This is a genomic window from Streptomyces sp. NPDC005262 (assembly GCF_042872425.1).
Lineage (GTDB): Bacteria > Actinomycetota > Actinomycetes > Streptomycetales > Streptomycetaceae > Streptomyces.
The window spans coordinates 57,438-82,203 of record NZ_JBIAKK010000016.1 but is presented as its reverse complement, the minus strand read 5'-3'; the positions used below and the strand labels follow the sequence as shown (position 1 = coordinate 82,203).

20 protein-coding genes and 1 pseudogene are annotated in these 24,766 nt (G+C 71.1%); 12 read left to right on the top strand and 9 right to left on the bottom strand.

What is annotated here, in order from left to right; translation table 11 throughout:
- The first annotated feature begins 105 nt into the window (after positions 1-105).
- A complete protein-coding gene (locus ACFYP5_RS30580; protein WP_389042014.1) occupies positions 106-1,029 on the top strand; it encodes a sirohydrochlorin chelatase in 924 nt (307 codons plus the stop codon).
- 126 nt (positions 1,030-1,155) lie between these two features.
- Here the strand turns inward: ACFYP5_RS30580 and ACFYP5_RS30575 are convergent, their stop codons facing one another.
- Both ACFYP5_RS30575 and ACFYP5_RS30570 read right to left on the bottom strand, forming a co-directional pair.
- Positions 1,156-2,223: a lactonase family protein gene (locus ACFYP5_RS30575; protein ID WP_389042013.1), complete on the bottom strand. Its 1,068-nt coding sequence runs from the start codon at positions 2,221-2,223 to the stop codon at positions 1,156-1,158.
- 134 nt (positions 2,224-2,357) lie between these two features.
- Positions 2,358-3,872, bottom strand: coding sequence for an FUSC family protein (locus ACFYP5_RS30570; RefSeq protein ID WP_389042012.1), 1,515 nt, complete (start codon positions 3,870-3,872; stop codon positions 2,358-2,360).
- Between the two features lie 794 nt (positions 3,873-4,666).
- Here ACFYP5_RS30570 and ACFYP5_RS30565 point away from each other — a divergent pair.
- Positions 4,667-6,100 carry an APC family permease gene (locus ACFYP5_RS30565; protein WP_389042011.1) on the top strand — a complete coding sequence of 478 codons (1,434 nt, stop codon included), beginning with the start codon at positions 4,667-4,669 and terminating at the stop codon, positions 6,098-6,100.
- An 87-nt stretch (positions 6,101-6,187) separates the two neighbouring features.
- Positions 6,188-6,673: an Lrp/AsnC family transcriptional regulator gene (locus ACFYP5_RS30560; protein WP_389042010.1), complete on the top strand. Its 486-nt coding sequence runs from the start codon at positions 6,188-6,190 to the stop codon at positions 6,671-6,673.
- 32 nt (positions 6,674-6,705) lie between these two features.
- Here the strand turns inward: ACFYP5_RS30560 and ACFYP5_RS30555 are convergent, their stop codons facing one another.
- Together ACFYP5_RS30555 and ACFYP5_RS30550 are read right to left on the bottom strand one after the other, a co-directional pair.
- Complete coding sequence (locus tag ACFYP5_RS30555) at positions 6,706-6,906, bottom strand: hypothetical protein (RefSeq protein WP_389042009.1); 201 nt, start codon at positions 6,904-6,906, stop codon at positions 6,706-6,708.
- A gap of 18 nt (positions 6,907-6,924) precedes the next feature.
- Positions 6,925-7,584, bottom strand: coding sequence for a TetR/AcrR family transcriptional regulator (locus ACFYP5_RS30550; RefSeq protein ID WP_389042008.1), 660 nt, complete (start codon positions 7,582-7,584; stop codon positions 6,925-6,927).
- A 69-nt stretch (positions 7,585-7,653) separates the two neighbouring features.
- Here ACFYP5_RS30550 and ACFYP5_RS30545 point away from each other — a divergent pair, with 69 nt between their 5' ends.
- From ACFYP5_RS30545 to ACFYP5_RS30525, 5 genes are all read left to right on the top strand, one after another.
- Positions 7,654-10,860, top strand: coding sequence for a carboxyl transferase domain-containing protein (locus ACFYP5_RS30545; RefSeq protein WP_389042007.1), 3,207 nt, complete (start codon positions 7,654-7,656; stop codon positions 10,858-10,860).
- A gap of 560 nt (positions 10,861-11,420) precedes the next feature.
- Entirely contained in the window at positions 11,421-11,648 is a 228-nt protein-coding gene (locus ACFYP5_RS30540; protein WP_030977360.1) for a hypothetical protein, read from the top strand.
- A gap of 73 nt (positions 11,649-11,721) precedes the next feature.
- On the top strand, positions 11,722-12,528 hold the full coding sequence (locus tag ACFYP5_RS30535; protein ID WP_389042006.1) for an HlyD family efflux transporter periplasmic adaptor subunit: 807 nt from the start codon (positions 11,722-11,724) through the stop codon (positions 12,526-12,528).
- Complete coding sequence (locus tag ACFYP5_RS30530; protein ID WP_389042005.1) at positions 12,525-14,804, top strand: NHLP family bacteriocin export ABC transporter peptidase/permease/ATPase subunit; 2,280 nt, start codon at positions 12,525-12,527, stop codon at positions 14,802-14,804. Before ACFYP5_RS30535 ends, ACFYP5_RS30530 begins: the two co-directional genes overlap by 4 nt.
- A gap of 1 nt (position 14,805) precedes the next feature.
- The gene (locus tag ACFYP5_RS30525; protein ID WP_389042004.1) at positions 14,806-17,676 is read left to right on the top strand and encodes an NHLP bacteriocin export ABC transporter permease/ATPase subunit; all 2,871 of its coding nucleotides are present in this window, start codon (positions 14,806-14,808) and stop codon (positions 17,674-17,676) included.
- Positions 17,677-17,692: 16 nt separating this feature from the next.
- Here the strand turns inward: ACFYP5_RS30525 and ACFYP5_RS30520 are convergent.
- Positions 17,693-18,019: pseudogene (locus ACFYP5_RS30520) on the bottom strand (amino acid permease); the annotation flags it as partial.
- Between the two features lie 221 nt (positions 18,020-18,240).
- Here ACFYP5_RS30520 and ACFYP5_RS30515 point away from each other — a divergent pair.
- The gene (locus ACFYP5_RS30515; protein WP_389042003.1) at positions 18,241-18,813 is read left to right on the top strand and encodes a hypothetical protein; all 573 of its coding nucleotides are present in this window, start codon (positions 18,241-18,243) and stop codon (positions 18,811-18,813) included.
- A gap of 162 nt (positions 18,814-18,975) precedes the next feature.
- Positions 18,976-19,593, top strand: coding sequence for a signal peptidase I (lepB, locus tag ACFYP5_RS30510; protein ID WP_389042001.1), 618 nt, complete (start codon positions 18,976-18,978; stop codon positions 19,591-19,593).
- A 44-nt stretch (positions 19,594-19,637) separates the two neighbouring features.
- Here the strand turns inward: lepB and ACFYP5_RS30505 are convergent, their stop codons facing one another.
- The 3 genes from ACFYP5_RS30505 to ACFYP5_RS30495 are packed head-to-tail and all read right to left on the bottom strand — an operon-like array spanning position 19,638 to position 22,241.
- Positions 19,638-20,651 (bottom strand): NAD(P)/FAD-dependent oxidoreductase, encoded by a 1,014-nt coding sequence (locus ACFYP5_RS30505; RefSeq protein WP_389041999.1) that lies wholly within the window; start codon positions 20,649-20,651, stop codon positions 19,638-19,640.
- Entirely contained in the window at positions 20,648-21,169 is a 522-nt protein-coding gene (locus ACFYP5_RS30500; protein WP_389041997.1) for an isoprenylcysteine carboxyl methyltransferase family protein, read from the bottom strand. Before ACFYP5_RS30500 ends, ACFYP5_RS30505 begins: the two co-directional genes overlap by 4 nt.
- Positions 21,170-21,176: 7 nt before the next feature.
- A complete protein-coding gene (locus ACFYP5_RS30495; RefSeq protein WP_389041995.1) occupies positions 21,177-22,241 on the bottom strand; it encodes a type III polyketide synthase in 1,065 nt (354 codons plus the stop codon).
- Between the two features lie 42 nt (positions 22,242-22,283).
- Here ACFYP5_RS30495 and ACFYP5_RS30490 point away from each other — a divergent pair, with 42 nt between their 5' ends.
- A complete protein-coding gene (locus ACFYP5_RS30490) occupies positions 22,284-23,210 on the top strand; it encodes a UbiA family prenyltransferase (protein WP_389041993.1) in 927 nt (308 codons plus the stop codon).
- A 124-nt stretch (positions 23,211-23,334) separates the two neighbouring features.
- A complete protein-coding gene (locus tag ACFYP5_RS30485) occupies positions 23,335-23,730 on the top strand; it encodes a nitroreductase family deazaflavin-dependent oxidoreductase (RefSeq protein ID WP_389041991.1) in 396 nt (131 codons plus the stop codon).
- Between the two features lie 32 nt (positions 23,731-23,762).
- Here the strand turns inward: ACFYP5_RS30485 and ACFYP5_RS30480 are convergent, their stop codons facing one another.
- On the bottom strand, positions 23,763-24,755 hold the full coding sequence (locus ACFYP5_RS30480) for an aldo/keto reductase (RefSeq protein WP_389041989.1): 993 nt from the start codon (positions 24,753-24,755) through the stop codon (positions 23,763-23,765).
- Positions 24,756-24,766: the final 11 nt, after the last annotated feature.

Genomic DNA, 24,766 nt, shown 5'->3' with positions numbered 1-24,766 from the left:
GGGCAGTTGGCCGGTAAGCCATTCATCGGATAAAAGCGGACAGATAACGCCCGACTGGGCCCTCCCCGAACAGCGGGGCACCCAAAACCAGTAGCATGCGGCGCCATGAGCACCCCCACTGGGCCCGCTTCCGGCCTGCCTGTACGAATGCCGCGACCTCGCCAGTCCGGACGGCACCGCCGCCCGGAGCCCGTGGTCGCACCTGAGGGCGCTGCCGCGCTCGTTCTCGCCGTTCCCGGTACCCCCTCCTCGGCCACCCGGAGCCTGGCCGAAGAGGTCATCAGCATCGCCCGGTCCGAGCTGCCCGGTCTCAACGCACGGATCGGTTACCTCGACGGCGACGACGCCGAATACCCCACGCTCGCCTCCGTGCTCGCGAACGCAGCCGCCGAGCGCATCGCGCGCTTCGAGCAGGCGAAGGCCGCGGGCCGTGAGGTCGCCGAGCCCGAGGGGCCGGCCGCCGTCGTGGTGCCACTGCTCGCGGGTCCGGACAGCGCCCTGATCCGGCGGATACGCCAAGCCGTCATGGACAGCCGCGCACAGGTCGAGCTGACCGATGTCCTCGGTCCGCACCCGCTGCTCGCCGAGGCGCTCCACGTACGCCTCTCCGAGGCCGGTCTGGCCCGCGCCGACCGCGCCAGGCTGTTCACCGTCGCCACGGCCGCCGACGGCATCGTGCTGGCCACCGTGGGCGGCGAGGAGGGCATCCAGGCCGCCGGGATCACCGGCATGCTGCTGGCTGCCCGGCTCGCGGTACCGGTGATGGCCGCGGCCCTCGATGTCGAGGGCTCGGTCGCGTCGATCGCCGAGCAGCTGACGGGCTCCGGTTCGGTGCAGCTGGCACTGGCGCCGTACCTGGTCGGTCCTGAGATCGCGGAGGGGCTGCTGGACGCCGCCGCGAAGGAGGCCGGCTGCGCGACGGCCGAGCCGCTCGGTGCGTACCCGGCGATCGGCAAGCTCGTGCTGTCGATGTACATGACGGCGCTGGGCATCGCCCCTGGAGCGCCGCAGGGAGCCCAGGCCCTCTGACCTGGCCGGCACGGAGCAGTGGGGCCCGTACCGGAGGATCGACCGGTACGGGCCCCGCTGTGTGCGGCGTGGACGCGTGTGCCCTGACGTGTGCTGCGCGCTCCTCGGCCGGGCGATCCGTCCGCGTCAGCCGAAAACGACGCAGGAAGCCGCTGGAGCCGTCAGGGAGCCCCTGTGGCGCGGGATGCCGGTCGTCGCGTCCACGGCGAACCAGCTGACGTTCCCGGACCGCTCATTGGCCGCGTACAGCCACTGGCCGGTGGGATCGAGGGCCAGGTCGCGCGGCCAGTGGCCACCGCATCCCACGTTCGTGACCAGGGACGCCTTCTCGCCCGACTCGTCGAGCGCGAGCACGGCGATGCTGTCGTGCCCCCGGTTGGCGGCCCAGAGGAACCGTCCGTCGTACGAGACGACCACCTCGGACGGGTAGACGACGGCCTCGGGGTCGGCGACCACGTCCTCGGGCACGACGGCCGTCTCGGCGAGCGGTTCGAGGACTCCGGTGGCCGGGTCCCAGCGGCAGACCGTGACGGTCGGTTCGAGCTCGTTCAGGACGTAGGCGTGCCCACCCGCGGGGTGGAAGGCCAGATGCCGCGGCCCGGTGCCCGGCCGCAGCACGGTCTCGCCGTGCAGCCGCAACGTCCCGCTGCTCGGGTCGAGCGCGCAGATCCGTACGGAGTCGGTCCCGAGGTCCACGCTAAGCACCCAGTTCCCCGACGGGTCGGGCTGCACCTGGTGGGCGTGCGGGGCGTGCTGGCGGTCGGTGCGCGGACCGCTGCCCTTGTGCTGGAGCACGGAAGCGGCGGCGCCCAGCGATCCGTCCCCGCACACCGGCAGGGCGGTGACGCTGCCGGAGCCGTAGTTGGCGGTGATCAGATGGCCGCGGGCGATTGCCAGATGCGTGGGGCCGTCGCCCTCCACGGGCCGCATCTCACCGAGGGGCTGCGGCACATCGCCGGTGATGTCGAGCGCGGCGGCCGCGCCGGTCTCGGTCTCGCTGACCGCGTAGAGGGCGGTGGGGCCCGATCCGGGGCCGGAGCCCAGGACGAGGTACGAGGGATCGGGGACTGCGTCGGTCGCGCCGAGAACGGTCAGCGCCCCGGTCTCCCCGTCCACGGCGGCGACGGTGACTCCCCGCCCGCCCGCCGATGTGAACGACCCGATGAATGCCCGTCCGGCACCGCTGCTGCTCACCGCTGCTGCCCCTCTCCGCCGACTGATCGCGACGGTCCGGGCCGTGGCGATCTTCCGGGGCGACGGTAGCAGTGCACCCCCTGCGGTCTAGACCAGGCCCGTGGCGTCGTACACCTCCTCCGCGGAGCCGCAGGTCAGGCGGGGACGAGCGGGGACCGCGGCGGGGTGTGCAGGGGTGTGGCCAGCTCTGCGAGGGCCCCCTCCAAGGCGTGCAGATGCGTGAGCGCGGCCTCCGCGCCGGGGTGGTGGTGCGGCGCGTGCCCGGGCGCGGCAAGCAGTTCCGTGGGGACCGGGCGGGGCTGCGCCAGAGCCAGTACCGCGGACTCGACCCGGCGGCAGGCGGCGTCGAGCCGGGCGTCGTGCGAGGCGTACGGGTCGGCGGCCACCGCGGCGAGGCCGCGCACCTCGCGTGCGCAGAGGTCGAGCAGTACGAGGACCTGCCGGGCGCGCGCCTTGCGGGCCCGCAGCGGGTTGAGGGGGTGCACGAGCGGTGCGAGCGAGAGCCGGACCCGGCCGAGCAGCGCCTCCAGTTCGGTCACGCGCGGGGCGGGGTCGGCGGTCGGGGAGCCGGCGAGGCGCGCGGCGGCCTCGGCGGTACACGCGTGCACGCAGTGCAGCACCCGCTGGATCCAGGCATCGGTGGTCGCGTGGAGAGTGACGGGCAGCACGAGAACGACGGCGAGCGCCGCCCCGAGAGCTCCCGCCCCGGTCTCCGTGAGCCGAAGGACGAGGAGTCCCGGGTTCAGTACACCGAGCAGCCCGTAGAGCAGTCCGGCCATCACGGTCACGAAGAAGACCATCCAGCTGTAGGAGACAGCGGCGGTGTAGAAGATCCCGAAGACGCAGACGGCGACGAGGACTGCGGTGAGAGCTGTGTCTCCGTGCAGCGGAACGGCGACCAGCAGCCCGACGGCGATGCCGACCACCGTGCCGAGGACCCGGCGGAAACCGCGGACCAGGGTCTCGCCCCGCGAGGCGGTGTTCACGAAGATCCACCAGACGGTGCCGACGGCCCAGTACCAGCGGTCCGCGGAGAGAAGCTGTCCGACACCCAGCGCGAAGGCAGCGGCAGCGGTCGCCTGGAGCGCCTGGCGCGTGGTCGTGCGGGCCAGACCGCTGCTGCCGTGAAGCGCGGGCACGACGGGCAGCGGCAGTCGCCGCTCGTAGCACCAGAGACCGAAGCGGACGGTCGACGAGGTGACCAGGGAGAGCGCGACGGCGGCGTACAGCTCGGGCAGCTGCCCCGGTACGGCGTGCAGGAACTGCGCCATGAAGAACGCCATGAACGCGAAGATCCCGAGGGCATGGCCGCGCGGCCCCCAGCGGCGCGCGTACACCCCGGCGCACACGACGGCCAGGAACGCCAGATCGCGCGCGACCGGATAGTCGTGCAGCGCCGTCGCCAGCGCCAGCACCGGGAAGCCGACGAGGGGCAGCAGCGAGGTGGTGAGCGCCTGGTCCCCGACCCTGGCGTCGGTGACCGTGAAGAGTGCGAGCAGTGCGGCGAGACCGCCGGCGACGGCCGCGGGGAGCGAGTGCGACGCGAGGCCCGAGAAGGTCACGGCGAGGCCGATACCGAAGACGGCCCGGGTCGCGTTGCGCAGCCGCAGCCGTCCCGGGTCCGGAGCCACCAACATCCGCTTCAGCACCGCTTGGCTCTCCCCACCGTGTCCTGGCATGAAAAAGGCGCCGCGGGATCCGCAGCGCCATCGACTGGGTTCATGACAGCATCCGAACACCATCCGGCTCAAGTCGTACCGGTCCGGCTGTGCCATTGGCCCAGCATGCTGCCCATTCGATGTGCCACGGGAACACCAATGGACGACGCCGGCCCCGGACGTCGTCGTCCCATCGACACGCCGCGGGGCTGCCGCCTGGCGGCGACGAGGGGGCCGCGGCAGCCGGGACGGATTCTCGGTTACGCAGGGCGTCCGCACGCTCCTGTGGCGTCCGGCCACGGGTCCTCCTCGGTCTCAGGCCCGCCCAGGGCCCGGTCACGGCGGCGAGCCCGCCGCACCCGGTCCCGGGCGATGCCGTCGAACCCGGCCCCGACGCCCCCTCGCCTCCCAAGGCAAAAACCACGCAACGTGACCGGTAACACTCTGCGATTCCCGTTGCCACCGGTCCACTGATCATCGCCACCGTCACGCCCTGCGCATCGCAGGCGGCAGTGTCACTGAACCTCACATTTGAAGGTCATGAGTGCGAAAGTGGCGCCGATTTAGGCGGTCATCAATATGGCGTCAACAAAGCCTCCATCTACGAATACCGCCAACAGAAGGCCATAAGACGACGAATTCCGAAGGTAATTGACGGTTGACGTGACGGATCCCACAGGTTTCGATAACGCGCCGGGAGCAGACAAAACCAACATCGCAGCAAGCCACGGAGGCGATAGCGCTCCCGCCGTCACCCGTCACACCCAGTCGATCGGAACCGCTTCATGACCGACATGCTCAGCCAGCCCGTCACCTCCGCCGTCGCACCGGCCGCAACCGATCCCGGCGGGCAGGGCGGCCCGCGCGCCCTCAAGCGTTCCATCGGCGTCGTCGGCGGAACCCTGCTCACCCTGTCCTGCGTGACGCCGGCTTCCACGCTCTTCGTCGTCGTGCCCGACCTGTTCGGCGACCTCGGGACCGCCACCGCGCTCACCATCGCGATCGGCTCGCTGCTCTGTATCGCCGTGGCGTTCTGCTACTCGGAGCTGGGCACGCTGATCCCCAGCGCGGGCGGCGAGTACGCCATGGTCACCACTCTGACGGGCCGGCTCGCCGGCTGGCTGGTGTTCGTGCTGTCCCTGCTGGTCGTGATGATCGTGCCGCCGGTGATCGCCATGGGTACGGCGGACTACCTCGCTCCACTGGTCCATGTACCGGCGGAGGCCGCCGGCGCCGGGGTGATGGTGCTCGCCACCCTGGCCGGGCTGCTGGACCTGCGTGCCAACGCCTGGATCACCGGCGTCTTCCTGGTGCTCGAAGTGATCGCGGCGGCCGTGGTGGCGGTGCTCGGCTTCGCCCACACCGAGCGCGGCGCCGGCAGCCTGGTGCACGGTGTGGTCGCGAGCGACGGCGGGGCGTCCCGCCCGGTCACCGCGATGCTGGTGGTCTCCGGTCTGGCCATCGCCCTCTTCATCACGCAGGGCTTCTCCACCGCCGTGTATCTCTCCGAGGAGCTGGAGGACCCGCGGCGCAACGTCTCCCGCACAGTCCTCGCCACCCTCGCCATCTCGACCGCGGTCATCCTCGTCCCGGTGGTGGCGATCACCATGGGTGCGCCCGACCTCGCGGCGCTCACCTCGGGCGACATCGGCCGGATGGTCACCACGTGGAGCAACTCGGCGGTCGGTACGTTCGTGAGCCTGTGCGTCGCACTCGCGATCATCAACGCGGGCATCGTCATGGTCATCCAGAACTCCCGGGTGCTGTTCGCGTCGGCCCGCGACAAGGCCTGGCCCGAGCCCGTCAACAACGCCCTCGCCCGCCTCGGCCGCTTCGGTTCGCCGTGGGTCGCGACGCTGGTGGTGGGGGTCCCCGGCGCGGCGCTGTGCTTCGTCAACCTCGACACCCTGTACGGCGTGACCGGCGTCTCCGTGACGGGCATGTACCTGCTGGTCGCGGTCGCCGCACTGGCGGCCCGGCGCGCCTCCCACAAGGACCTGCCCGCCTGGCGGATGCCGCTCTGGCCGGCGATGCCGGTTGCGCTGATCGCCGTGCTCGTCTACATCCTCAGCCAGCAGGAGGCCCAGTACCTGCTGTGGACCGGCGGCATCATGGCGGCGGCCACCCTCTACTGGGCGTTCTACCTCCGCCCCCGCAAGGACACCCGCTGGCTGGTCACCCTCCCCGAGGACACTCTCCCCGAGAACACCCGCCTCTGAGGCCGGTGGCGCGACCGGATGGTGCGACGGCGCGCCATGGGTACAGTCGGAGCCCGTACCGACCGACCGGGAAGGGGCCATCGGACCATGGCGGTGGACGCACTGGACACCCGCATCCTGCGGCTGCTCATCGAGCAGCCGCGGACCAGCGTCCGCGAGTACGCGCGGATCCTCTCCATCGCCCGGGGCACCCTCCAGGCCCGGATCGACCGGCTGGAGCGCAACGGCGTGATCACCGGCTCGGGTCCGGTCCTCTCCCCCGCCGCGCTCGGCCACCCGGTGCTCGCGTTCGTCCATCTGGAGGTCACCCAGGGGCATCTGGACGAGGTGGGCGAGGCCCTCGCCGCCGTCCCGGAGATCGTCGAGGCCTTCTCGACCACCGGCGGCGGGGACCTGCTGACCCGGGTCGTGGCCCGTGACAACGGGCACTTGGAGGATGTGATCCAGCAGCTGATCCAGCTGCCCGGAGTGGTCAGGACCCGTACCGACGTGGCCCTGCGCGAGCGGGTGCCCCACCGGCTGCTGCCACTGGTCGAATCGGTGGGCCGGGCAGCGGCCGGCCCGACCGGCTGATCACCGGCTCGGCAGCTGCTTTTCCGCGGCGGTCAGGGCGAGTTCACTGCGCCGGCCGCGTCTCCGGGGGCACCGGTGAGTGCGGAGCGGTCGGGGGTCTTCAGGGCCCGGTGCCGGACCTGGGCCGGCACGGTCCGCAGCCCCGCCGACGGGTCGGTGGTGTCCGGCTGACGGCCCTGCCTGGCCCTCGCCTGACGGGCACGCAGATCGCTCAGGTACTCCTGGGTTCGCATGGTGCGGCTCACTGCTCCTCACTCCGTAGGTATTGCTCCGGTTCCGTCTGCTCCGACTCCGAGCAGCTGCAGGTACATGGCGGTGACGTCCCGGACCGCGGCCTCGTGCTCGTCGGGCCGCACGGCGACCAGCCGGGCGAACTGGATGCTCATGCCCCCGACCGCGCGCGCCACGGAGAGCGCGTCCACGGCCGGCCGCGCACCGCCGTGCGCCACCAGCCGGCGGACGTAGCGGGCGGCGCGGTGCACCGGGCGCTCCTGGATCTCGTCCCACAGGGCGCGTACCTCGTCGTCCGACTGCGCCTGCTGCTCCAACAGCCTCAGCAGCGGGAGATGATCGGCATAGGCTCTGATGAATGCGGCCGTCGAGGCGTGGGCGACCGCGTGCGCGTCATCGGGGTCGACGCCCGGCACGTCCTGCGCGGCAAGGAACGTGTCCCGTACGCGTGCCGCCAGGACGCGGAAGATCTCTTCCTTCGAGGCGAAGTAGACATAGAAGCTCGCCCGCGAGAGGTCGGCCTCGGCGGTGATGTCGGCGATGGTGGCCGGTCCGTATCCGCGCAGGGCGAAGACGTTCTCGGCGGCGTCCAGCAGCCGTGCTCGTGCAGGGGTGTCGGTCCTGTCACGTGCGGTTCTGGTCGCCCAGGGTTCCGGCCGGGGTGCCTGTCTGCGTGCCACGCCGCGAGCCTATTGACGTTGACGCCAATGTCAATGACGCTGACGGGGCTGTCTTGACTGGAGGGGCTCATGGGTTCAGCTGCCGTGCTCGTCGCCAACCGCGGAGAGATCGCCGTACGGATTCTGCGTGCGGCGGCCGAGGCAGGACTGCGTACCGTCGCGGTGTACGCCGAGGACGACGCGGAGGCGCTGCACGTCCGACTGGCCGATGAGGCGCACCCGTTGCCGGGCACCGGGGCCGCCGCATATCTGGACCGAGCAGCCGTGCTCGCGATCGCCGGGCGGGCGCAGTGCGGGCTGCTGCACCCCGGCTACGGCTTCCTGAGCGAGGACGCGCAGTTCGCCGCCGAGTGCGCCGCCTCCGGCGTCACCTTTGTCGGTCCCTCCCCCGAGGTGCTCGCCCTCTTCGGCGACAAGGCGCGGGCCCGCGGACTCGCCCGGCGGCTCGGTGTGCCGGTGCTCGCCGGGACGCAGGGGGCGACGACGCTCGACGAGGCACGGGCGTTCCTGGCCGAGCTCGGTCCTGGCGGGGCGTTGATGGTCAAGGCCGTCGGCGGGGGCGGCGGGCGCGGCATGCGGGCGGTCCGCGACGGCGCGGAGCTGGCGGAAGCCTGGGAGCGCTGCCGGTCCGAGGCGCTGCAGGGCTTCGGGCGTGGCGAACTGTATGCGGAGCGGCTGCTCGACGGGGCGCGCCATATCGAGATCCAGGTGCTGGGTGACGCGAGCGGTGCGGTGACGCATCTGTGGGAGCGGGACTGCAGCGCCCAGCGCCGCCACCAGAAGCTGATCGAGATCGCACCGGCTCCCGCTCTGTCGGCCGCGCTGCGCGACCGGCTGATCGACGCGTCGCTGCGGATGGCGCGCGAGACGCGGTACACGGGTCTCGGCACCTTCGAATTCCTGGTCGCCGACGACGAGTTCCACTTCATCGAGGCGAACCCCCGGCTCCAGGTCGAGCACACCGTCACCGAGGAGGTGACGGGCGTCGATCTGGTCGCTGTGCAGCTGCGGCTCGCGGCAGGCGAGACGCTCGACACGCTGGGTCTTGCGGGTCCGCCGCAGCCACCGCGCGGCTTCGCGCTGCAGGCCCGGGTCAACGCGGAGGCGACCGGCCCGGACGGTTCCGTACGGCCGTCGGCGGGGACCCTGACCCGTTTCGACGTGCCGACCGGACGGGGGGTCAGGGTCGACACGGCGGCGCGGACCGGGCTGGAGATCGGGGTGCGGTACGACTCTCTGCTCGCGAAGGTGATCGTCCACGCGCCCGACCTCGCGACGGTGTGCGACCGGGCGCGGAGGGCGCTCGGCGAGTTCGCGGTCGAGGGGGTCCGCACCGGAGTGCCGCTGCTGCGTGCGGTGCTGGCCCACCCGGACTTCACCGCAGGAGGCACCGACACGCACTTCGTCGCGCGGTGGTTCGCCTCGGCGGTGACGGACGACGGCGTCCCGGAGGTGGTGCGGGAGCGTGCCGAGGGGGTTCTGACGGCCCCGATGAGCGGCACCGTCGTCTCGGTGGACGTCGTCGCGGGTGAGAGCGTACGCGCGGGTCAGCAGCTCCTGGTCGTCGAGGCGATGAAGATGGAGCATGTCGTACGGGCCGGATCGGCCGGGACCGTGCGGGCGGTACGGGTGTCCGTCGGCGAAACGGTCACCGAAGACCGTCCGGTGCTGCTCCTCGACCCGGCGGACGGTACGGAGGCCGCCAGGGCGGGCACCGCCGAGGTGGACCTCGATGCCGTCAGGCCCGATCTGGCCGAGGCCCGCCGCCGCCATGACATCGGCAGGGACGAACACCGGCCGGAGGCCGTTGCCGAGCGTCACCGGATCGGCCGCCGTACCGCCCGCGAGAACATCGCCGATCTCTGCGACGACGGCAGCTTCACCGAGTTCGGGGCCCTGGCCGTCGCCGCGCAGCGGCGACGGCGCACGCTGGAGGACCTGATCGTCTCGACCCCGGCCGACGGCATGGTCACCGGCATCGGAACTGTCGACGGCGAACCGTGCGCGGCCATGTCGTACGACTACACGGTCCTGGCCGGCACCCAGGGCCACCAGAACCACCGCAAGACGGACCGGATGCTCTCCGTCGCCGAGCGGCGCCGCCTGCCTGTGGTGCTCTTCGCGGAGGGCGGCGGCGGCCGTCCGGGTGATACGGACACCACAGCGGTCGCGGGACTCGATGTGATGACGTTCCACCAGATGGGAAGGCTCAGCGGGCTCGTCCCCCTGGTCGGTATCGCCTCCGGCCGCTGCTTCGCCGGGAACGCGGCGCTGCTCGGCTGCTGCGACGTGGTGATCGCGACTCCGGAGGCCACCATCGGTATGGGCGGCCCGGCGATGATCGAAGGCGGCGGACTCGGTACGTACCGGCCTGAGGAGGTCGGGCCGCTCTCCGTCCAGGTTCCCAACGGGGTCGTCGATCTCTCAGTCGCGGACGAGGCCGAGGCAGTGGCTAAAGCACGGCAGTATCTCTCGTACTTCCAAGGACCGCAGGGCGATTGGGAGGCTCCGGACCCACGCGCCCTGCGCCACACCGTGCCGGAGAACCGGCGGCGTGCGTACGGGGTGCGGGCCGCGGTGGAGGGCGTCGCGGACACCGGCTCGGTGCTGGAGCTGCGGGCCGGGTTCGGCACCGGCATCATCACGGCGTTGGTAAGGATCGAGGGCCGGCCGATGGGTCTGGTCGCCAACAACCCGGAGCATCTGGGCGGCGCGATCGACCACGAGGGGGCCGACAAGGCGGCCAGGTTCCTCCAGCTGTGCGACGCCTTCGCCCTGCCCGTGGTCTCGCTCTGCGACACGCCCGGCTTCATGGTCGGCCCGGATTCCGAACGGACGGCGACCGTCCGGCACTTCTCCCGGCTCTTCGTGACAGGCGCGAACCTCCGCGTACCGCTCGTCTGCCTGATCCTGCGCAAGGCGTACGGTCTCGGCGCGATGGCCATGATGGGTGGTTCGACTCGCACCCCGGTGGCCACGGCGGCGTGGCCGAGCGGCGAGCTGGGCGGCATGGGCCTGGAGGGTGCCGTACGGCTCGGCTACCGCAAGGAACTGGCCGCGATCGAGGACCCTGCCGACCGGGAGCGGGCGTTCGAAGCGCGGGTCGCTGAGCTGTACGAGCAGGGCAAGGCGGTCAACGCGGCGGCGGCGCTGGAGATCGACGCGGTGATCGACCCGGCGCAGTCCAGGTCCTGGATCCTTTCGGCACTGGACGGGTGGTCGGCCCAGGAGGAGTGGGAGGCGGGCAAGCGCCGCCCGTTCGTCGACACCTGGTGAATCACCACCGGGAGCCGAGGGTGGGGCCGGGCCACCACCGTCACGACAACGGCGGTCACGCCGTCGGCTCCGGAGGCCGTCCGCCTTCCCGGGACGTCGAAGGCGGGCCGGCCCGGTTCCCCGGTCCGCCGAAGGCTCTTCGTAGGTGCTCGTACCACCCCGCATCGATCGGGACGCATCGGAAGCAGCGCTCCTACCTGCTGTTTTCGTTCGTCAGCTCACCTTCCGTAAACCTGCACACCTCATGCTCAGACCGGTCACCCCCGCCCACCCGGACACCCTGGTCCGCACCGGCCGCAGGGGGGTTTGAACAGGAGTGTCCCAGTTGAAGCAAATGGACTTCCAGGCAAAGAGAATTCAGATGGTGAAGCTTGTGAAGAAGCCGCCGTCGATTCATGAACACATCTGCACGCAGCGCTAATTCATTGCATGAAGAACCCCTGATCAGCGCCGGTCCGATTAGCTGCACGCGGCGTCAACGTGCTTTGATCCTGCCCAATGCGGCGACCACACCAAGGGGTTACCGCTATGAATTACCAAGCTGAAAGGCAGCCTTCATCATGAACCACACCCCCCAGGTCGAGACCCTCGAGATTTCCGACAACGACCTCGACAACGTGTCCGGCGGTCTCGTCGGCGGCCTGCTCGGCAACGTCACGGGCACCGTCGACTCCGTGGCCCCGGTCTCCGGTGTCGTGGGCTCGGTCACCGGCCTCGCCACCTCGACCACCGGTGTGAACACCGGTGCCGTCACCGGCCTGGCCACCGGCCTCATCGCCGGTCTCTGAGACGGTCCGTGAGCCCCGGAACCTCATGGTTCCGGGGCTCACTGCTCACATCTGACAGCAAGGGAAGAGTCCCGTGCAGTTCCGCCAACAGGCCCTTTCCAAGCTGCAGTCGCCGGAGGAACTCGACCTGCCGGTGCGTTTCGCACGCCCGCAGGGCCGGCTCGCCCTCGGTGTCACCGTGCTCGTCATGGCCGCCGCCGGCTTCTGGGCGGTGACCGGAACGGTCTCGTCCACGCTCCGGGCGCCCGGCATCTTCACTCACGCACAAGGCAGTTACATCCTGCAGAGCCCTGTTGCGGGCCAGGTCACCGCAGTACTCGCCAAGGAAGGCGAGACCCTGCCCGCCGACGCGCCGCTGCTCAAGGTCCGTACCGAACAGGGCGACCGCGTCGTCCGCACGATCGCCGCAGGACGGGTGACCGCCCTGACGGCCTCGATCGGAGCGGTGGTCACCACCGGTGCTGACGTAGCGAGTGTGGAGCGGACGCGTGGCGCCGACGATCCCCTGATGGTGATGCTCTATGTGCCGGGCGACAGCGGGCCGGGCATCACGGTGGGCGCCTCCGTGGATCTCACCGCCCAGTCGGTGCCGGCCCAGAAGTACGGAGTGCTGCGCGGCCGGGTGGCCGCGGTCGGCAGGAATTCACAGACACCCCGGCAGATCAGTGGCTTTCTCGGCGACGGACAGCTGGGCGAGCAGTTCTCGCAGCACGGCAGGCCGGTGGCGGTCCTGGTGCGGCTCGACCGGTCGTCCGCCACGGAGTCCGGCTACCGGTGGTCGTCGGCCCAGGGCCCTCCGTACCCGATCGACTCCATGACCCTGGCCACCGGCGCCATCCACCTGGCCGACCAGCGTCCGATCGATTGGCTGCTCCCGTGACCGCACCGCACACCTCTCCCGCCGCACCGCAGCTCCCGCCTCCCGGCCGTGGCCGGCACCGGCCGGACAGCGCACCGGGCAGCAGGCGTCGTTCGGGTCCGCGGCCGGCACCGAAGGGCAAGAAGGCCAAGACCGTACGCAGCCCCACCGTTCTCCAGATGGAGGCACTGGAGTGTGGTGCCGCCTCGCTGGCCATGGTGCTCGGTCACTACGGCCGTCATGTGCCGCTGGAGGAGCTGCGCATCGCCTGCGGCGTCTCTCGCGACGGGTCGCGGGCCAGCAATGTCCTGAAGGCGGCCCGCAGTTACGGGCTGCAGGCCAAGGGCATGCAGATGGAACCGGCGGCCCTCGCCGAGGTGCAGGCACCGGCCATCCTCTTCTGGGAGTTCAATCACTACGTCGTGTACGACGGCATGGGCCGCCGCTTCGGCCGGCGTGGCGTGCACATCAACGACCCGGACAAGGGCCGCCGTTTCGTGACGGCCGAGGATTTCGACACCAGCTTCACCGGCGTGGTCCTGGTCCTCGAGCCCGGCGACGGCTTCCGTCGTGGAGGCAGGAAGCCCGGGATCATGGGCGCCCTGCCGGCGCGGCTGCGCGGCACCTCGGGCACGATGCTGGCCGCGCTGCTCGCGAGCCTGCTGCTCGTGGCCGTCGGCGCGACGCTGCCTGCACTGAGCCGTGCGTACATCGACATGTTCCTGATCGGCGATCAGACCTCGTTGCTGAGCGTGCTGTTCGCGGCCATGGGCACCATGGTGGCGCTCACCGTCGTACTGACCTGGCTGCAGCAGGCCAACCTGCTGCGCGGTCGCATCATCTCCTCCACACTCAGCAGCGCCCGTTTCTTCCGGCATCTGCTCAGGCTGCCGGTCACCTTCTTCTCCCAGCGCAGCCCCGCCGATCTCGTCCAGCGACTGCAGTCCAACGACGTCGTGGCCGAGACCCTGGCCCGCGACCTCACGGCCGTCGGCGTGGACGGAGTCGTCGTCCTCCTCTATGCGGCCCTGCTGTGGATCTACGACCCGCAGTTGACGGTCATCGGCGTGGGCCTGGCACTGCTCAATGTGGTGGCGATGCGCATCGTCGTGCGCCTGCGGGCCACCCGTGCCCAGAAACTGCGGGCCGACAGCGCCAGGCTGACCAACACCTCGTACACCGGGCTGCAGCTGATCGAGACGATGAAGGCCACCGGCGGCGAGAACGGATACTTCCGCCGCTGGGCGGGGCAGCACGCGACCACGCTGGAGGAGCAGCAGCGCCTCGGTGTGCCCAGTGCCTGGCTGGGTGTCGTCGCCCCCGCACTCGCGACCCTCAACAGCGCCCTGATTCTTTGGATCGGAGGGCTGCGGGCCGTCGACGGCCACATTTCGATCGGTCTGCTCGTCGCGTTCCAGGCGCTGGTCACCCGCTTCACGGCTCCGGTCGCACGGCTCAACTCGGTGGCAGGCCGGGTGCAGGACTTCGCCGCCGACGTGGCCCGTCTCAAGGACGTCGAGAACTTCCCGGTGGACTCGCTGTACTCACGCCCCGAACCGGCTGCGAGTACGCGCAGGCTCAAGGGCCATGTGACGCTGGAAGAGATCACCTTCGGCTACAGCCCGCTCGACAAACCGCTGCTCACCGGCTTCTCGCTGTCCGTCGGCCCGGGACAGCAGGTGGCGCTGGTCGGTGGATCCGGCAGCGGCAAGTCGACGGTCTCCCGGCTGATCTCGGGGCTCTACAGCCCGTGGGAGGGCACGATCCGGGTGGACGGACAACGTCTGGAGGACATCTCCCGCAGTGCGCTGGCCGCCTCGGTCTCCTTCGTCGACCAGGACATCTTCCTCTTCGAAGGCACCGTGCGGGACAACGTGGCACTGTGGGACCCGTCGGTCCCGGATGACGCCGTCGTCGCCGCCCTGGAGGACGCCGCCCTGTACGAAGTCGTCGCGCGGCGCCCCGGCGGGATTCACAGCCGGGTGGAGCAGGACGGCCGGAACTTCTCCGGCGGGCAACGGCAGCGTCTGGAGATCGCCCGGGCGCTTGTCCGCCGGCCGAGCATCCTCGTTCTCGACGAGGTCACCAGCGCTCTGGACGCCGAGACCGAGCAGATCATCATCGACAATCTGCGGCGGCGCGGCTGCGCCTGTGTCGTGATCGCGCACCGGCTGAGCACGGTGCGCGACAGCGACGAGATCGTGGTCCTCGACCACGGCTCCGTCGTGGAACGGGGCCGGCACGAGGACCTGGTCGCTGCCGGAGGTCCGTACGCCGAGCTGGTCAAGGAGCACTGAGGTGACATCCGTTCACCATCTCGCGGGCGCGGGCTCGAACCCGTCCCCCGCAGAGCACGACGCGGTCATCGGCGCCCTGGGAGGGCTCGGCGAACAGGTCGACTGCCACGGTCTTCGCAGGCTCTCGCTGGAGGGGCCGCAGGTGCTGTGGCTCGTCGTGGGCGGCGCCCTGGATCTGTTCGCGGTCGACGCTGCGGAACAGGGCCACTGGCACTTCCTCGGCCGGCTGGAACCCGGGACGCTGCTGTTGGGGCCCGTCGAGGGGCCGCGGCACACACTGATCGGCAGGCCCCTGCAGGAGTGCGTGCTGCGCCGCATCCCGCTGCGTGAGCTGTACCGGCCGGAGTACGCGGATGCCGCGGCGTACGACGGTCAGTACCGCAGCTGGTACGACACCGGGGACACGGCTCTGAGCCTGCTGGAGCACGCCGTGGCACTCGGCGTCGGGCGGAGTCGGCGGGTACTGTTCGAAGCACCGCTGGACGGCCGGACCGCCGTCGACGAGACGGCCGCCGACGACGACATCCTGTGGCTGCCGGTCTCCCCCGGCAGCATGCAGTACGGCGCCGCGTACAGCGCGGAGGCGGCAGGCGATCTGCTCATCGACGGCGCGATGTGGCAGGCCATGGTGAGCCAGCAGTACCGGCTGCTGTCCGCGCTGGACCGGTGGATCGAACGGCTGGAACTCGCGCACGAGGACCGCACGGCAGCCGGCATCAAAGCGGGCGAAGCCGTCCGCGACGAGGCCGACCGGACGCTGCTCTCCTCCATCGGGCATTCCCGGAGAACCTCGTCGCGTGCGGCGGGCGCAAGCGACGACGCGACGTACGCCGCGTGCCGGCTCGTGGCCGAGGCGTCCGGGATCACGCTCTCCGAGCCGTCGAAGAGCGGCGTGGTGAGCGACCGGGTCGATCCGGTCGAGCGTGTCGCGGTCGGCTCACGGATCCGTACGCGCCCGGTCCGGCTCGACCGCCGCTGGTGGCGGGAGAACACCGGGCCCCTGGTGGGACACCGGGCCGCGAGCGGAGCGCCGGTGGCTCTGCTGTGGCGCCGCGGCGGGTACGACGCGGTGAACCCGGTGACCGGCCGGCGCACCCGCGTCGACGCGGCCAACGCGGAAGAGTTCGAACAGCGTGCGGTCATGTTCTACCGTCCGCTGCCGGAGCGGCCCATGGGTAAGTGGCAGCTGCTGCGGTTCAGTCTGCGCGGTACCCGGCCCGACATGCGCAACCTGGCTCTGGCGGGAGTGGTGACCGTCGCCCTCGGCGCGCTGGTGCCGATCGCGACGGGACAGGTGCTGGGCGTCTACGTGCCCAACGCCGAGAACAGCCTGATCGTGCAGGTCTCGCTGGCCGTCATCGTCACGAGCATCGTCTCGGCCGTCTTCATGCTGATGCAGAATCTCACCATCCTGCGCATGGAAGGGCGCATCGAGAGCACGCTCCAACCTGCCGTATGGGACCGGTTGTTGCGTCTGCCGACCAAATTCTTCACCGAGCGGTCCACGGGTGAGCTGGCGAGCGCGGCGATGGGCATCAGCGCCATCCGGCGGGTGCTGTCCGGCATCGGTCCGATCGCTGTGCAGTCGGGCACCGTCGGGGCGATGAACCTCGTCCTCCTGTTCTGTTTCAGCGTCCCGCTGGCGTTCACGGCGATCGCGATGCTGATCGTCATAGCCGCGGTGTTCCTCACCATGGGGCTGTGGGAGTTGCGATGGCAGCGCCGGCTGGTCGAGCTCAGCAACAAGCTCAACAACCAGGCGTTCCAGACACTGCGCGGGCTGCCCAAGCTGCGGGTCGCCGCGGCGGAGAGCTTCGCGTACGCGGCGTGGGCGGGGGAGTTCGCCCGAAGCCGCGAACTCCAGCAGCGCGCGGGCCGGATCAAGAATCTGACGACCGTCCTCAACGCGGTGTATCTGCCGTTGTGTTCGCTGGCCATGTTCGTCCTGCTTGCCGGCCCGGCTCGCGGGTCGATGTCGGCCGGTGCGTTCCTGACCTTCAACACGGCGGTGACCATGCTACTGACGTCCATCACCCAGCTCACGGGTGCGTTCGTCTCGGCTGCCGCGGTGCTCCCCATGTTCGAGCAGATCAAGCCGGTGCTCGACGAGGCCCCCGAGGTGCGGGGCGCCAGCACCCAGCCGGGCGTGCTGTCCGGGGATATCGAGGCGCGCAATCTCTCCTTCCGATACACCGATGACGGTCCGCTGGTCCTCGACGACGTGTCTCTGCAGGTGCGCCCCGGCGAGTTCGTGGCGATCGTCGGCCCCAGCGGCTGCGGCAAGTCGACGCTGCTGAGGCTGCTCATCGGCTTCGACAGGCCGGTGTCGGGCAGTGTGCTATACGACGGCCAGGACCTGGCCTCCCTCGACCAGGCGGCCGTGCGGCGCAGCTGCGGCGTCGTCCTGCAGAACGCCCAGCCCTTCACCGGATCGATCCTGGACTGCATCTGCGGCGCCGAGGTCTTCACCCAGGAAGAGGCGTGGGAAGCCGCAGCGATGGCGGGTCTGGCCGAGGACATCAAGCGCATGCCGATGGGTCTGCACACCATGATCGCCGGTGGCGGCTCCATCTCCGGCGGCCAGCGCCAGCGCCTGATGATCGCCCAGGCGCTGGTGCGGCGTCCGCGCATCCTGTTCTTCGACGAGGCCACCAGTGCGCTCGACAACGAGACGCAGCGCATCGTGATCGAGAGCACCCGCTCGCTGAACGCCACCCGCATCGTGATCGCCCATCGGCTCTCCACGGTCCTGGACGCCGACCGGGTGATCGTCATGTCGGACGGCCGTGTCGTCCAGCAGGGACCGCCCGCCGAACTTCTCGCGGACACCAACGGTCGGCTGCACGAGCTGGTCCGGCGTCAGATGCGCTGAACGGTCCCTTCACACCGGCTCCGAGATGGACCTTGGCGACCGCGTAGCTGCCACCGCCGTCCGGGAAGGCGGCGATCACCTGACGGTACGAGGCGACCAGCACTGCCAGGAGTGCGGCGATCGCCACGGTGACCGGGAGGGTGAAGCCGAGCCCGTGCGCCCCGGCGGCGGCGAGGACCAGGACGATGGCCTCGGAGCCGTAGGCCACCGAGGCCATCGCGTCCAGCGAGAGCGCGGCAAGTCCGGTGACGGCGGTGAGCTTGTGCTGTGCGCCGGTATCGGGAGGTTCCTCGGCGCCGGGGCGCGCACCGCCCGGTGCGGCCTCGGTCGTCACAGCGGACATCAGGCGGACTCCTTCTGTTCAGGTCCGATCAGACTGCACCCGCCACCGGCCGGTCACACCCGGTCCTGGCGAGCTCTCGGCGCCGACCGGCCGCGTCTTCACGCGCCCTTGACGCCGGCTGCGGGGCGACCGTCAGGCATGCGTCAGGACATGCGGCACCGCCGTCAGCAGTTCGTCAGGACACGACGACCGGCCGGCTCCCCGTCCTTAGCCTCAGCGCCATGGAACGACGCATCACCCGCGCAGTGCCCGACGCCGGCTCCGGCCGTCGCGGCCGCGTCCTGTCTCCCCCGGGCACGACGGCGCACGACGAGGACTGGGCCGGCCACGTGCGCTTCGCGGTCGGCTGCGCCGCCTCGCTCCTGGGGCTCCTGCTGGCAGTCGACGCGGCCGCCGGCCGGCTCGGCTGGCTGCGCATCCTGCTGTGGACGGCCCTCGCCACGACGCTGTTCGTGGTCCTGGTGCCACCACGGGTCCGCGCGGGCGCCGGGTGGATCTCATCGCGCGGCCTGTTGCGCGCTCACACGGTGCGTACGGACCGACTGGTATCCGTCCGCTGGTCCGACGGCGTCTCGCAACGTCTGGTCCTCCGCGACGCCGATGGCTGCCGGGTCGAGATCGACCCGCGGGTGTTCGTCGCCAACCCGGCACTGTGGCACCGGCTGGACCAGGACAGCCGCGCCTGCGTGGAGCGCGGGACGCTGCTCTGCGGGGCGACGGCGCTGCGGCAGCTCGCGGAGCGTATCGACCGCCGGACGGCCCGAACGGTCTTCCAGGTATCCGGCTTGGAGTAGCGGCGCTCCTCCGGCCCGGCCGCATCTCCCCCGCCCCCTCTGCAGTCCCGCCGGGAGGGACCCTCTACGGTGTCGCTGCAGCCACATGGCTGGGGGTGAGGGACATGAGGGGGAGATCGGCGGATGCGGCGCGCTGGGCGTGGGTTGTTGATCACGGGGGCTGTGCTTGCCGTCCTGGGGGTCGTGCTGGCGGCGGGCGCCCTCTGGACCGTCCGCAGCGACTACACGACGGTCACCCCGTCCGGCGGGTCGATGGAGCCCACCTACGCTCCGGGCGACCTCGTCGTCATCGCGAAGACGTCGGGCGCGACGGTACGGCGGGGCGATGTGGTGCTCTTCGGCGTGCCGGAGCAGTTCGAGGGCAAGCCGGTGCTGAAGCGCGTCATCGGACTGGGTGGTGACCATGTGGTCTTCGACGGCACACGCCTGACCGTCAACAAGGGCACGCTCAAGGAGCCCTATCTGAAGGACGGAGAGGTCGACGGCGGGCACCGACCGTACGACGTGAAGGTACCGGCCGGGCGGATGTTCCTTCTCGGCGACCATCGTGCGAACTCCTACGACTCCCGCTACTACGGGGGCGAGGACTCCGGGACCGTACCGGTGACGGCCGTGCGGGGCCGGGTGCTCGACGACGCCACCGCGCCGGTGGTACTGGGCCTGGGCGTGTTGCTCGGCGTGGTTCTTTCGCTCGCGGGCGCCGTCTGCACGTTGGTCGGCTGGTTGAAGCGGCGGCGCAGGCCGGCGCCACCCGCGCTGATCGCTCACCCCGTGGCGTAGCCCGGTGCGACGGTCCCGCCCGGTTGGACGCTGCCGGACCGCGCTCAGGCCAGCTGGTTGACCAGGTTGGTGAAGACCGCGGGGAGACGGCTCGCGGCCGGGACGATGCCGCCGGCCAGTCGCGGGTGCTGCCGGGCCAGAAGCAGCGATTCGGTGAGCAGGCGGTGGCGCCGGGAGACCTTGCGCCACGCCCGCTCGTACGCCTGCGGTTGGTCGTCCCGGACACAGCGCACCAGTTGAGCGGCTCCGGCGAGAGCCAGCGAGACTCCTTCACCGGTCAGGGCGTCGATGTATCCGGCGGCGTCCCCCACCAGCAGGACCCGTCCCGCCACGCGGGAGCCGACCCGCTGGCGCAGCGGTCCCGCGCCACGCACCGGCGTGGTGGCGCTCGCGGGCAGCTGCCGGGCCAGGAGAGGGAAGCGGGCCAGGTGGCCGTCGAACGGGCCGCGTTCCGTGGTCAGGACGGCGACGCCGACCAGGCGCGGGCCTAGCGGGGTGACATAGGCCTCGGCCCGTGGTGACCAGTGCACCTCGACGCAGTCCGTCCAGGGCTCGATCGCGAAGTGGCGGCGCAGTCCGAACCTCGGGGGGCGTGGGTCCGGCAGGTCCAGGCCGAGTTGGCGTCTGATCGGTGAGTGCAGGCCGTCGGCGGCAGCGAGGTACCGGGCGGTGACACCTGCCGCGTACACGCTCTCGGCGCTCTGCCGGACGCCGACCGACCGCACGGGGATCACCCGCACGCCGAGTTCCGCGGCGCGGCGGGCCAGGGCGGTCTGCAGTTCGGTTCGGCGGACACCGCGACCGGGGCCGGGTGCGAAGAGGGCCTCTGCCCGGTGACGGTCGTCGAGGTAGCGGATTCCGTGCAGCGGGTGTCCGGCGACGGTGACGCCGAGTCCTGCCAGAGCGTTCACCGCGCCCGGCATGAGCCCCTCGCCGCAGGCCTTGTCGATCGGGGTGGGGCGCGGTTCGGCGACCACCGCCTCGAGCCCGGCCTCGGCGGCGTGGATCGCGGTGGCGAGGCCGGCGGGTCCGCCGCCGACGACAAGCAGGTCGATCACGGCGCCGCCGGTGCGGCCCCGGCGAGGGCGGTGTTCTCGCACCGTACGCGGGTCGCGAGGAGCGGCAGGTTGAGCAGGGTGAAGGCGGTCGCGGTGAGCCAGTCGGTGTGGACGAGTGGCAGTGCGACGCCCTCGACGATCACGGCGACGTAGTTGGGGTGGCTCAGCCACCGGTACGGTCCGGCGGTGACGAGCGGCAGGTCCGGCACCACGATGACGCGGGTGTTCCAGCGCGGCCCCAGCGTGGTGATGCACCACCAGCGCAGGCCCTGGGCGCCCAGGGCCAGGGCGAGCATGGGCCAGCCGAGTGCGGGCAGGAAGGGCCGGCCGCCGAACCAGGTCTCCGCCAGGCAGCCGGCCAGCAGTCCGGTGTGCAGGGCGACCATGACGGGGTAGTGGCCCTGCCCGTACTCCGCTGCGCCGTGGAGCCGGCTCCAGGCGGCATTGCGCCGGGCCGTGACGAGTTCGGCGAGGCGCTCGACGGCGACCAGAAGGACAAGGACGGTGTAAGGGATCACGGGGCGGCTACCAGCGGAGCAGGACGAGTTCGGTACAGAAGCCGGGCCCCATCGCAAGGAGGAGTCCGGGAGTTCCGGGCGGTGGTGAACGCAGCGCCAGGGTGTCTCTGAGGACATGCAGGACGGAGGCGGAGGACAGATTGCCGACCTCGGCCAGCGAACGCCAGGTCAGTTCCAGTGCGCGGGCGGGCAGATCCAGTGTCTCGCGTACGGCTTCGAGTACCTGGGGGCCGCCCGGGTGGCAGACCCAGGCCGTCACGTCCTGCGTCTTGAGGTCGTGGTCGGAGAGGAAGGAGTGCACCTCGTCGCCCAGGGTCTCGCGTACCAGGTTCGGGAGGTCGGCGCCGAGTACGATCCGGAAGCCTTGGTCACCGATGTCCCAGCCCAGTGTTCGTTCGGTGCCGGGGTAGAGGCTGCTGCGGGTCGCGACCACGACGGGCCCGGACCGTTCCTGACGGTGCGGGTGGTCCCGGCCGACCGCGAGGACGGCAGCGGCGCCGTCACCGAACAGTGCGCCCGCCACCAGGCTCGGCACGGATGTGTCGGTACGTTGCAGGGTCAGCGAACAGAGCTCGACGGAGAGCAGCAGCGCGACCTGGCCGGGGTGGCCCTCGAGGTAGTCGTGGAGCCGGGCGAGGCCGGCGGCCCCGGCCACGCAGCCGAGCCCGAAGATCGGTACGCGTTTCACGTCGGGCCGTAGCCCGATCCGTCCGGCGAGCCGGGCCTCCAGGGACGGGGCGGCGATGCCGGTGACGGAGGTGGAGATGACCAGGTCGATGTCGCCCGGGCCCAGGCCCGACCGGTCCAGGGCGCCGCGCACGGCCTGTTCCCCGAGCTCCAGGGCGACTTGGATGAACGCGTCGTTGGCCTCGCCGAAACCGCTCAGCGCGGCGTACCGTTCCAGGGGCAGTGCCAGATGGCGGCCGCGTACGCCGGCGGTCCGGTGCAGGCGTTCCAGCACACCGCGGTCCGCGCCCGGCGGCAGGCACATGTCGGCGAAGGCGTCGGTGATCCCGGACTGCTCGTACCGGTGCGGCGGGAGCACACCATGGATCGCGATGATTCGCGTCATGCTGTCACCATAGGTGCGGAAGGGATGTTTTGATCGAACATCATGAATCAGACTTTTCAGGCGCTTTCCTTGTCTGCCGCTCCGCCGTCGCCGGCCCCCGTGCCCGCGGAGGCGGCAGCACGTGCGGGTGGCCCCGGCCTCGGCCGCAGCACCTTGGCGCTCCTCCTGTCGGCCCACCCGGCCCCCGCGCTGGCCGTGACCGCCCTGATCACCGCCCTGGGCGTCGCAGCGGGGCGCGACATCCCGGGCAGCTGCCTGGTCGCCCTGGCCGTGCTCACCGGACAGCTCTCCGTCGGCTGGAGCAATGACCGCATCGACCTCGCGAGGGACACCGCGGCACACCGGCGCGACAAGCCGCTCGTGACGGGCGAGGTGCGGATGCGCAGCGTGTCGGTCGCGGCGTGTGCTGCGCTCGTGCTGTGCGCTCCCCTGTCCCTCGCGAACGGCGCGGCGGCGGGCGGCGCGCATCTGATCGGGGTGGCCGCCGCATGGTCGTACAACCTCGGCGTCAAACGGACGCGGTGGTCGTGGCTGCCCTACGCGCTGGCCTTCGGACTTCTGCCCGCCTTCCTCACCCTCGCGCTGCCGGGCCGCCCCTGGCCCGCCGCCTGGGCGGTGGCCGCGGGTGCCCTCCTGGGGGTGGGTGCGCACTTCACCAACGTCCTCCCCGACATCGACACCGACCTGGCCGCGGGCGTCCGGGGCCTGCCCCAGCGTCTGGGCCGGCGCCGGTCCCGTACCGTCGCGGCACTCACGCTGCTCGCGGCCTCGGCCGCCCTCGTTCTCGGCCCGCCCGGACCGCCGGACGCCACGGGCTGGAGCGGCCTCGCGGTGACCGGGGCGCTGGCCGTCGTCCTGTGCCTCCCGCTGGGCACCTCCCCCGACAGCCGTCTGCCGTTCCTGGCCACGCTCGGCCTGGCCGGGGCCGACATCGCCCTGCTCGTCGCGCGTGGTACGTCTCTGGCCTGATCACGCGGCCGCCGCCGGATCCTGTGCGCGGCCCGGCACATCGGCCGAGGGCTGTCCCGATCACGGGACAGCCCTTAGGTTGACCTCCGGCGGGGGTCACCGGCAACGACGGGGAGAGTCACGCATGTCGAGGTATCACGAGATGAAGTTCCGGGCAGTCACGTCGTTCCAGCGGCGGATCGGCAATCCGATGATCCGACAGCTGCCGCGTCAGACGCTCCTGGAGACCACGGGACGCACCTCCGGACTCCCCCGCCGCACGCCGGTCGGCGGACGCCGCGTCGGGAACGAGTTCTGGTTGGTCTCGGAGTACGGCGAGAAGTCGCAGTACGTACGCAACATTCAGGCCGACCCGCAGGTCAGGATCCGGATCAAGGGCCGCTGGCATGCCGGGACCGCCCACCTGGTTCCGCAGGACGACGCCCGCGCACGGCTCAGGACGTTGCCGCGCCTGAACAGCGCCACGGTCCGGGCGGTCGGCACGAACCTGCTGACCGTACGGGTCGATCTCACCGGCTGACCGGGCCGGCCCCGGTCAGCCGCCCCTTCCGCCTACCAGCGGTGGTGGACCTCCGCGCGGATCCGGCGGTCGTAGAGGTCCCGTACCGCGTCCAGGGTGCTCTGCGGCAACGGCGGAAGCGATGCGGCCGCCGCATTGGCACGGGCCTGCTCCACGGAGCGCGCGCCGGGGATGACGCTGGTGACTCCGGGCTGCTGGATGATCCAGCGCAGCGCGGTCTGGGCCGGTGTCGCCCCCTGCGGTGCTAGTCCGGCGAACTCGGCGGCCGCGGCCACCCCGTTGCCGTACTCGATTCCGGAGAACGTCTCGCCCTGGTCGAACGCCTCGCCGTGCCGGTTGTACGAGCGGTGGTCCTCGGGGGCGAAGACGGTGTCCTTGGTGTACTTCCCGGAGAGCAGTCCGGAGGCGAGCGGGACCCGCGCGATGATGCCCACACCCGCCGCACGGGCGGCCGGGAGGACTTCGTCGAGCGGCTTGAGACGGAACGGGTTGAGGATGATCTGGACGCTCGCGACGCCGGGGCGGGCGATGGCGGTGAGCGCTTCGGCGCACGTTTCGACACTCACCGCGTAGGCGGCGATCCGCTGCTCGGCGACGAGGGTGTCGAGCGCGTCGTAGACCTCGTCCGAGGAGTAGACGGCGGTGGGCGGGCAGTGCAACTGCACGAGATCGAGCGTGTCGACGCCGAGGTTGGCCCGTGAGCGGTCGTTCCAGGCACGGAAGTTGTCGAGGACGTAGTTCTCCGGAACCTGGTCGGCGCGCCTCCCCATCTTGGTGGCGACGAACACACCGGCGTCCGGGCGGTCCTTCAGGTAGCGGCCGATGAGCTGTTCGCTGCGGCCGTCGCCGTACACGTCCGCCGTGTCGAAGAAGGTGACGCCCGACTCGACCGCCGCGTCCAGGACACCGAACGCGTCCGCCTCCTGCACCTCGCCCCAGTCGCCGCCGAGCTGCCAGGTGCCCTGTCCGACGACGGATACGTCCTGTCCGGTCCTGCCCAGTGTGCGCTGTTCCATGGGGATCATGCTACGCCGGT

Excerpts from the sequence above, each read along its gene's own strand:
- ACFYP5_RS30580 (WP_389042014.1), top strand. The coding sequence starts at position 106 with ATGAGCACCCCCACTGGGCCCGCTTCCGGCCTGCCTGTACGAATGCCG.
- ACFYP5_RS30565 (WP_389042011.1), top strand. The coding sequence starts at position 4,667 with ATGACCGACATGCTCAGCCAGCCCGTCACCTCCGCCGTCGCACCGGCC.
- ACFYP5_RS30560 (WP_389042010.1), top strand. The coding sequence starts at position 6,188 with ATGGCGGTGGACGCACTGGACACCCGCATCCTGCGGCTGCTCATCGAG.
- ACFYP5_RS30555 (WP_389042009.1), bottom strand. The coding sequence starts at position 6,906 with ATGCGAACCCAGGAGTACCTGAGCGATCTGCGTGCCCGTCAGGCGAGG.
- ACFYP5_RS30545 (WP_389042007.1), top strand. The coding sequence starts at position 7,654 with ATGGGTTCAGCTGCCGTGCTCGTCGCCAACCGCGGAGAGATCGCCGTA.
- ACFYP5_RS30540 (WP_030977360.1), top strand. The coding sequence starts at position 11,421 with ATGAACCACACCCCCCAGGTCGAGACCCTCGAGATTTCCGACAACGAC.
- ACFYP5_RS30515 (WP_389042003.1), top strand. The coding sequence starts at position 18,241 with ATGGAACGACGCATCACCCGCGCAGTGCCCGACGCCGGCTCCGGCCGT.
- ACFYP5_RS30495 (WP_389041995.1), bottom strand. The coding sequence starts at position 22,241 with ATGACGCGAATCATCGCGATCCATGGTGTGCTCCCGCCGCACCGGTAC.
- ACFYP5_RS30490 (WP_389041993.1), top strand. The coding sequence starts at position 22,284 with ATGAATCAGACTTTTCAGGCGCTTTCCTTGTCTGCCGCTCCGCCGTCG.
- ACFYP5_RS30485 (WP_389041991.1), top strand. The coding sequence starts at position 23,335 with ATGTCGAGGTATCACGAGATGAAGTTCCGGGCAGTCACGTCGTTCCAG.
- ACFYP5_RS30480 (WP_389041989.1), bottom strand. The coding sequence starts at position 24,755 with ATGATCCCCATGGAACAGCGCACACTGGGCAGGACCGGACAGGACGTA.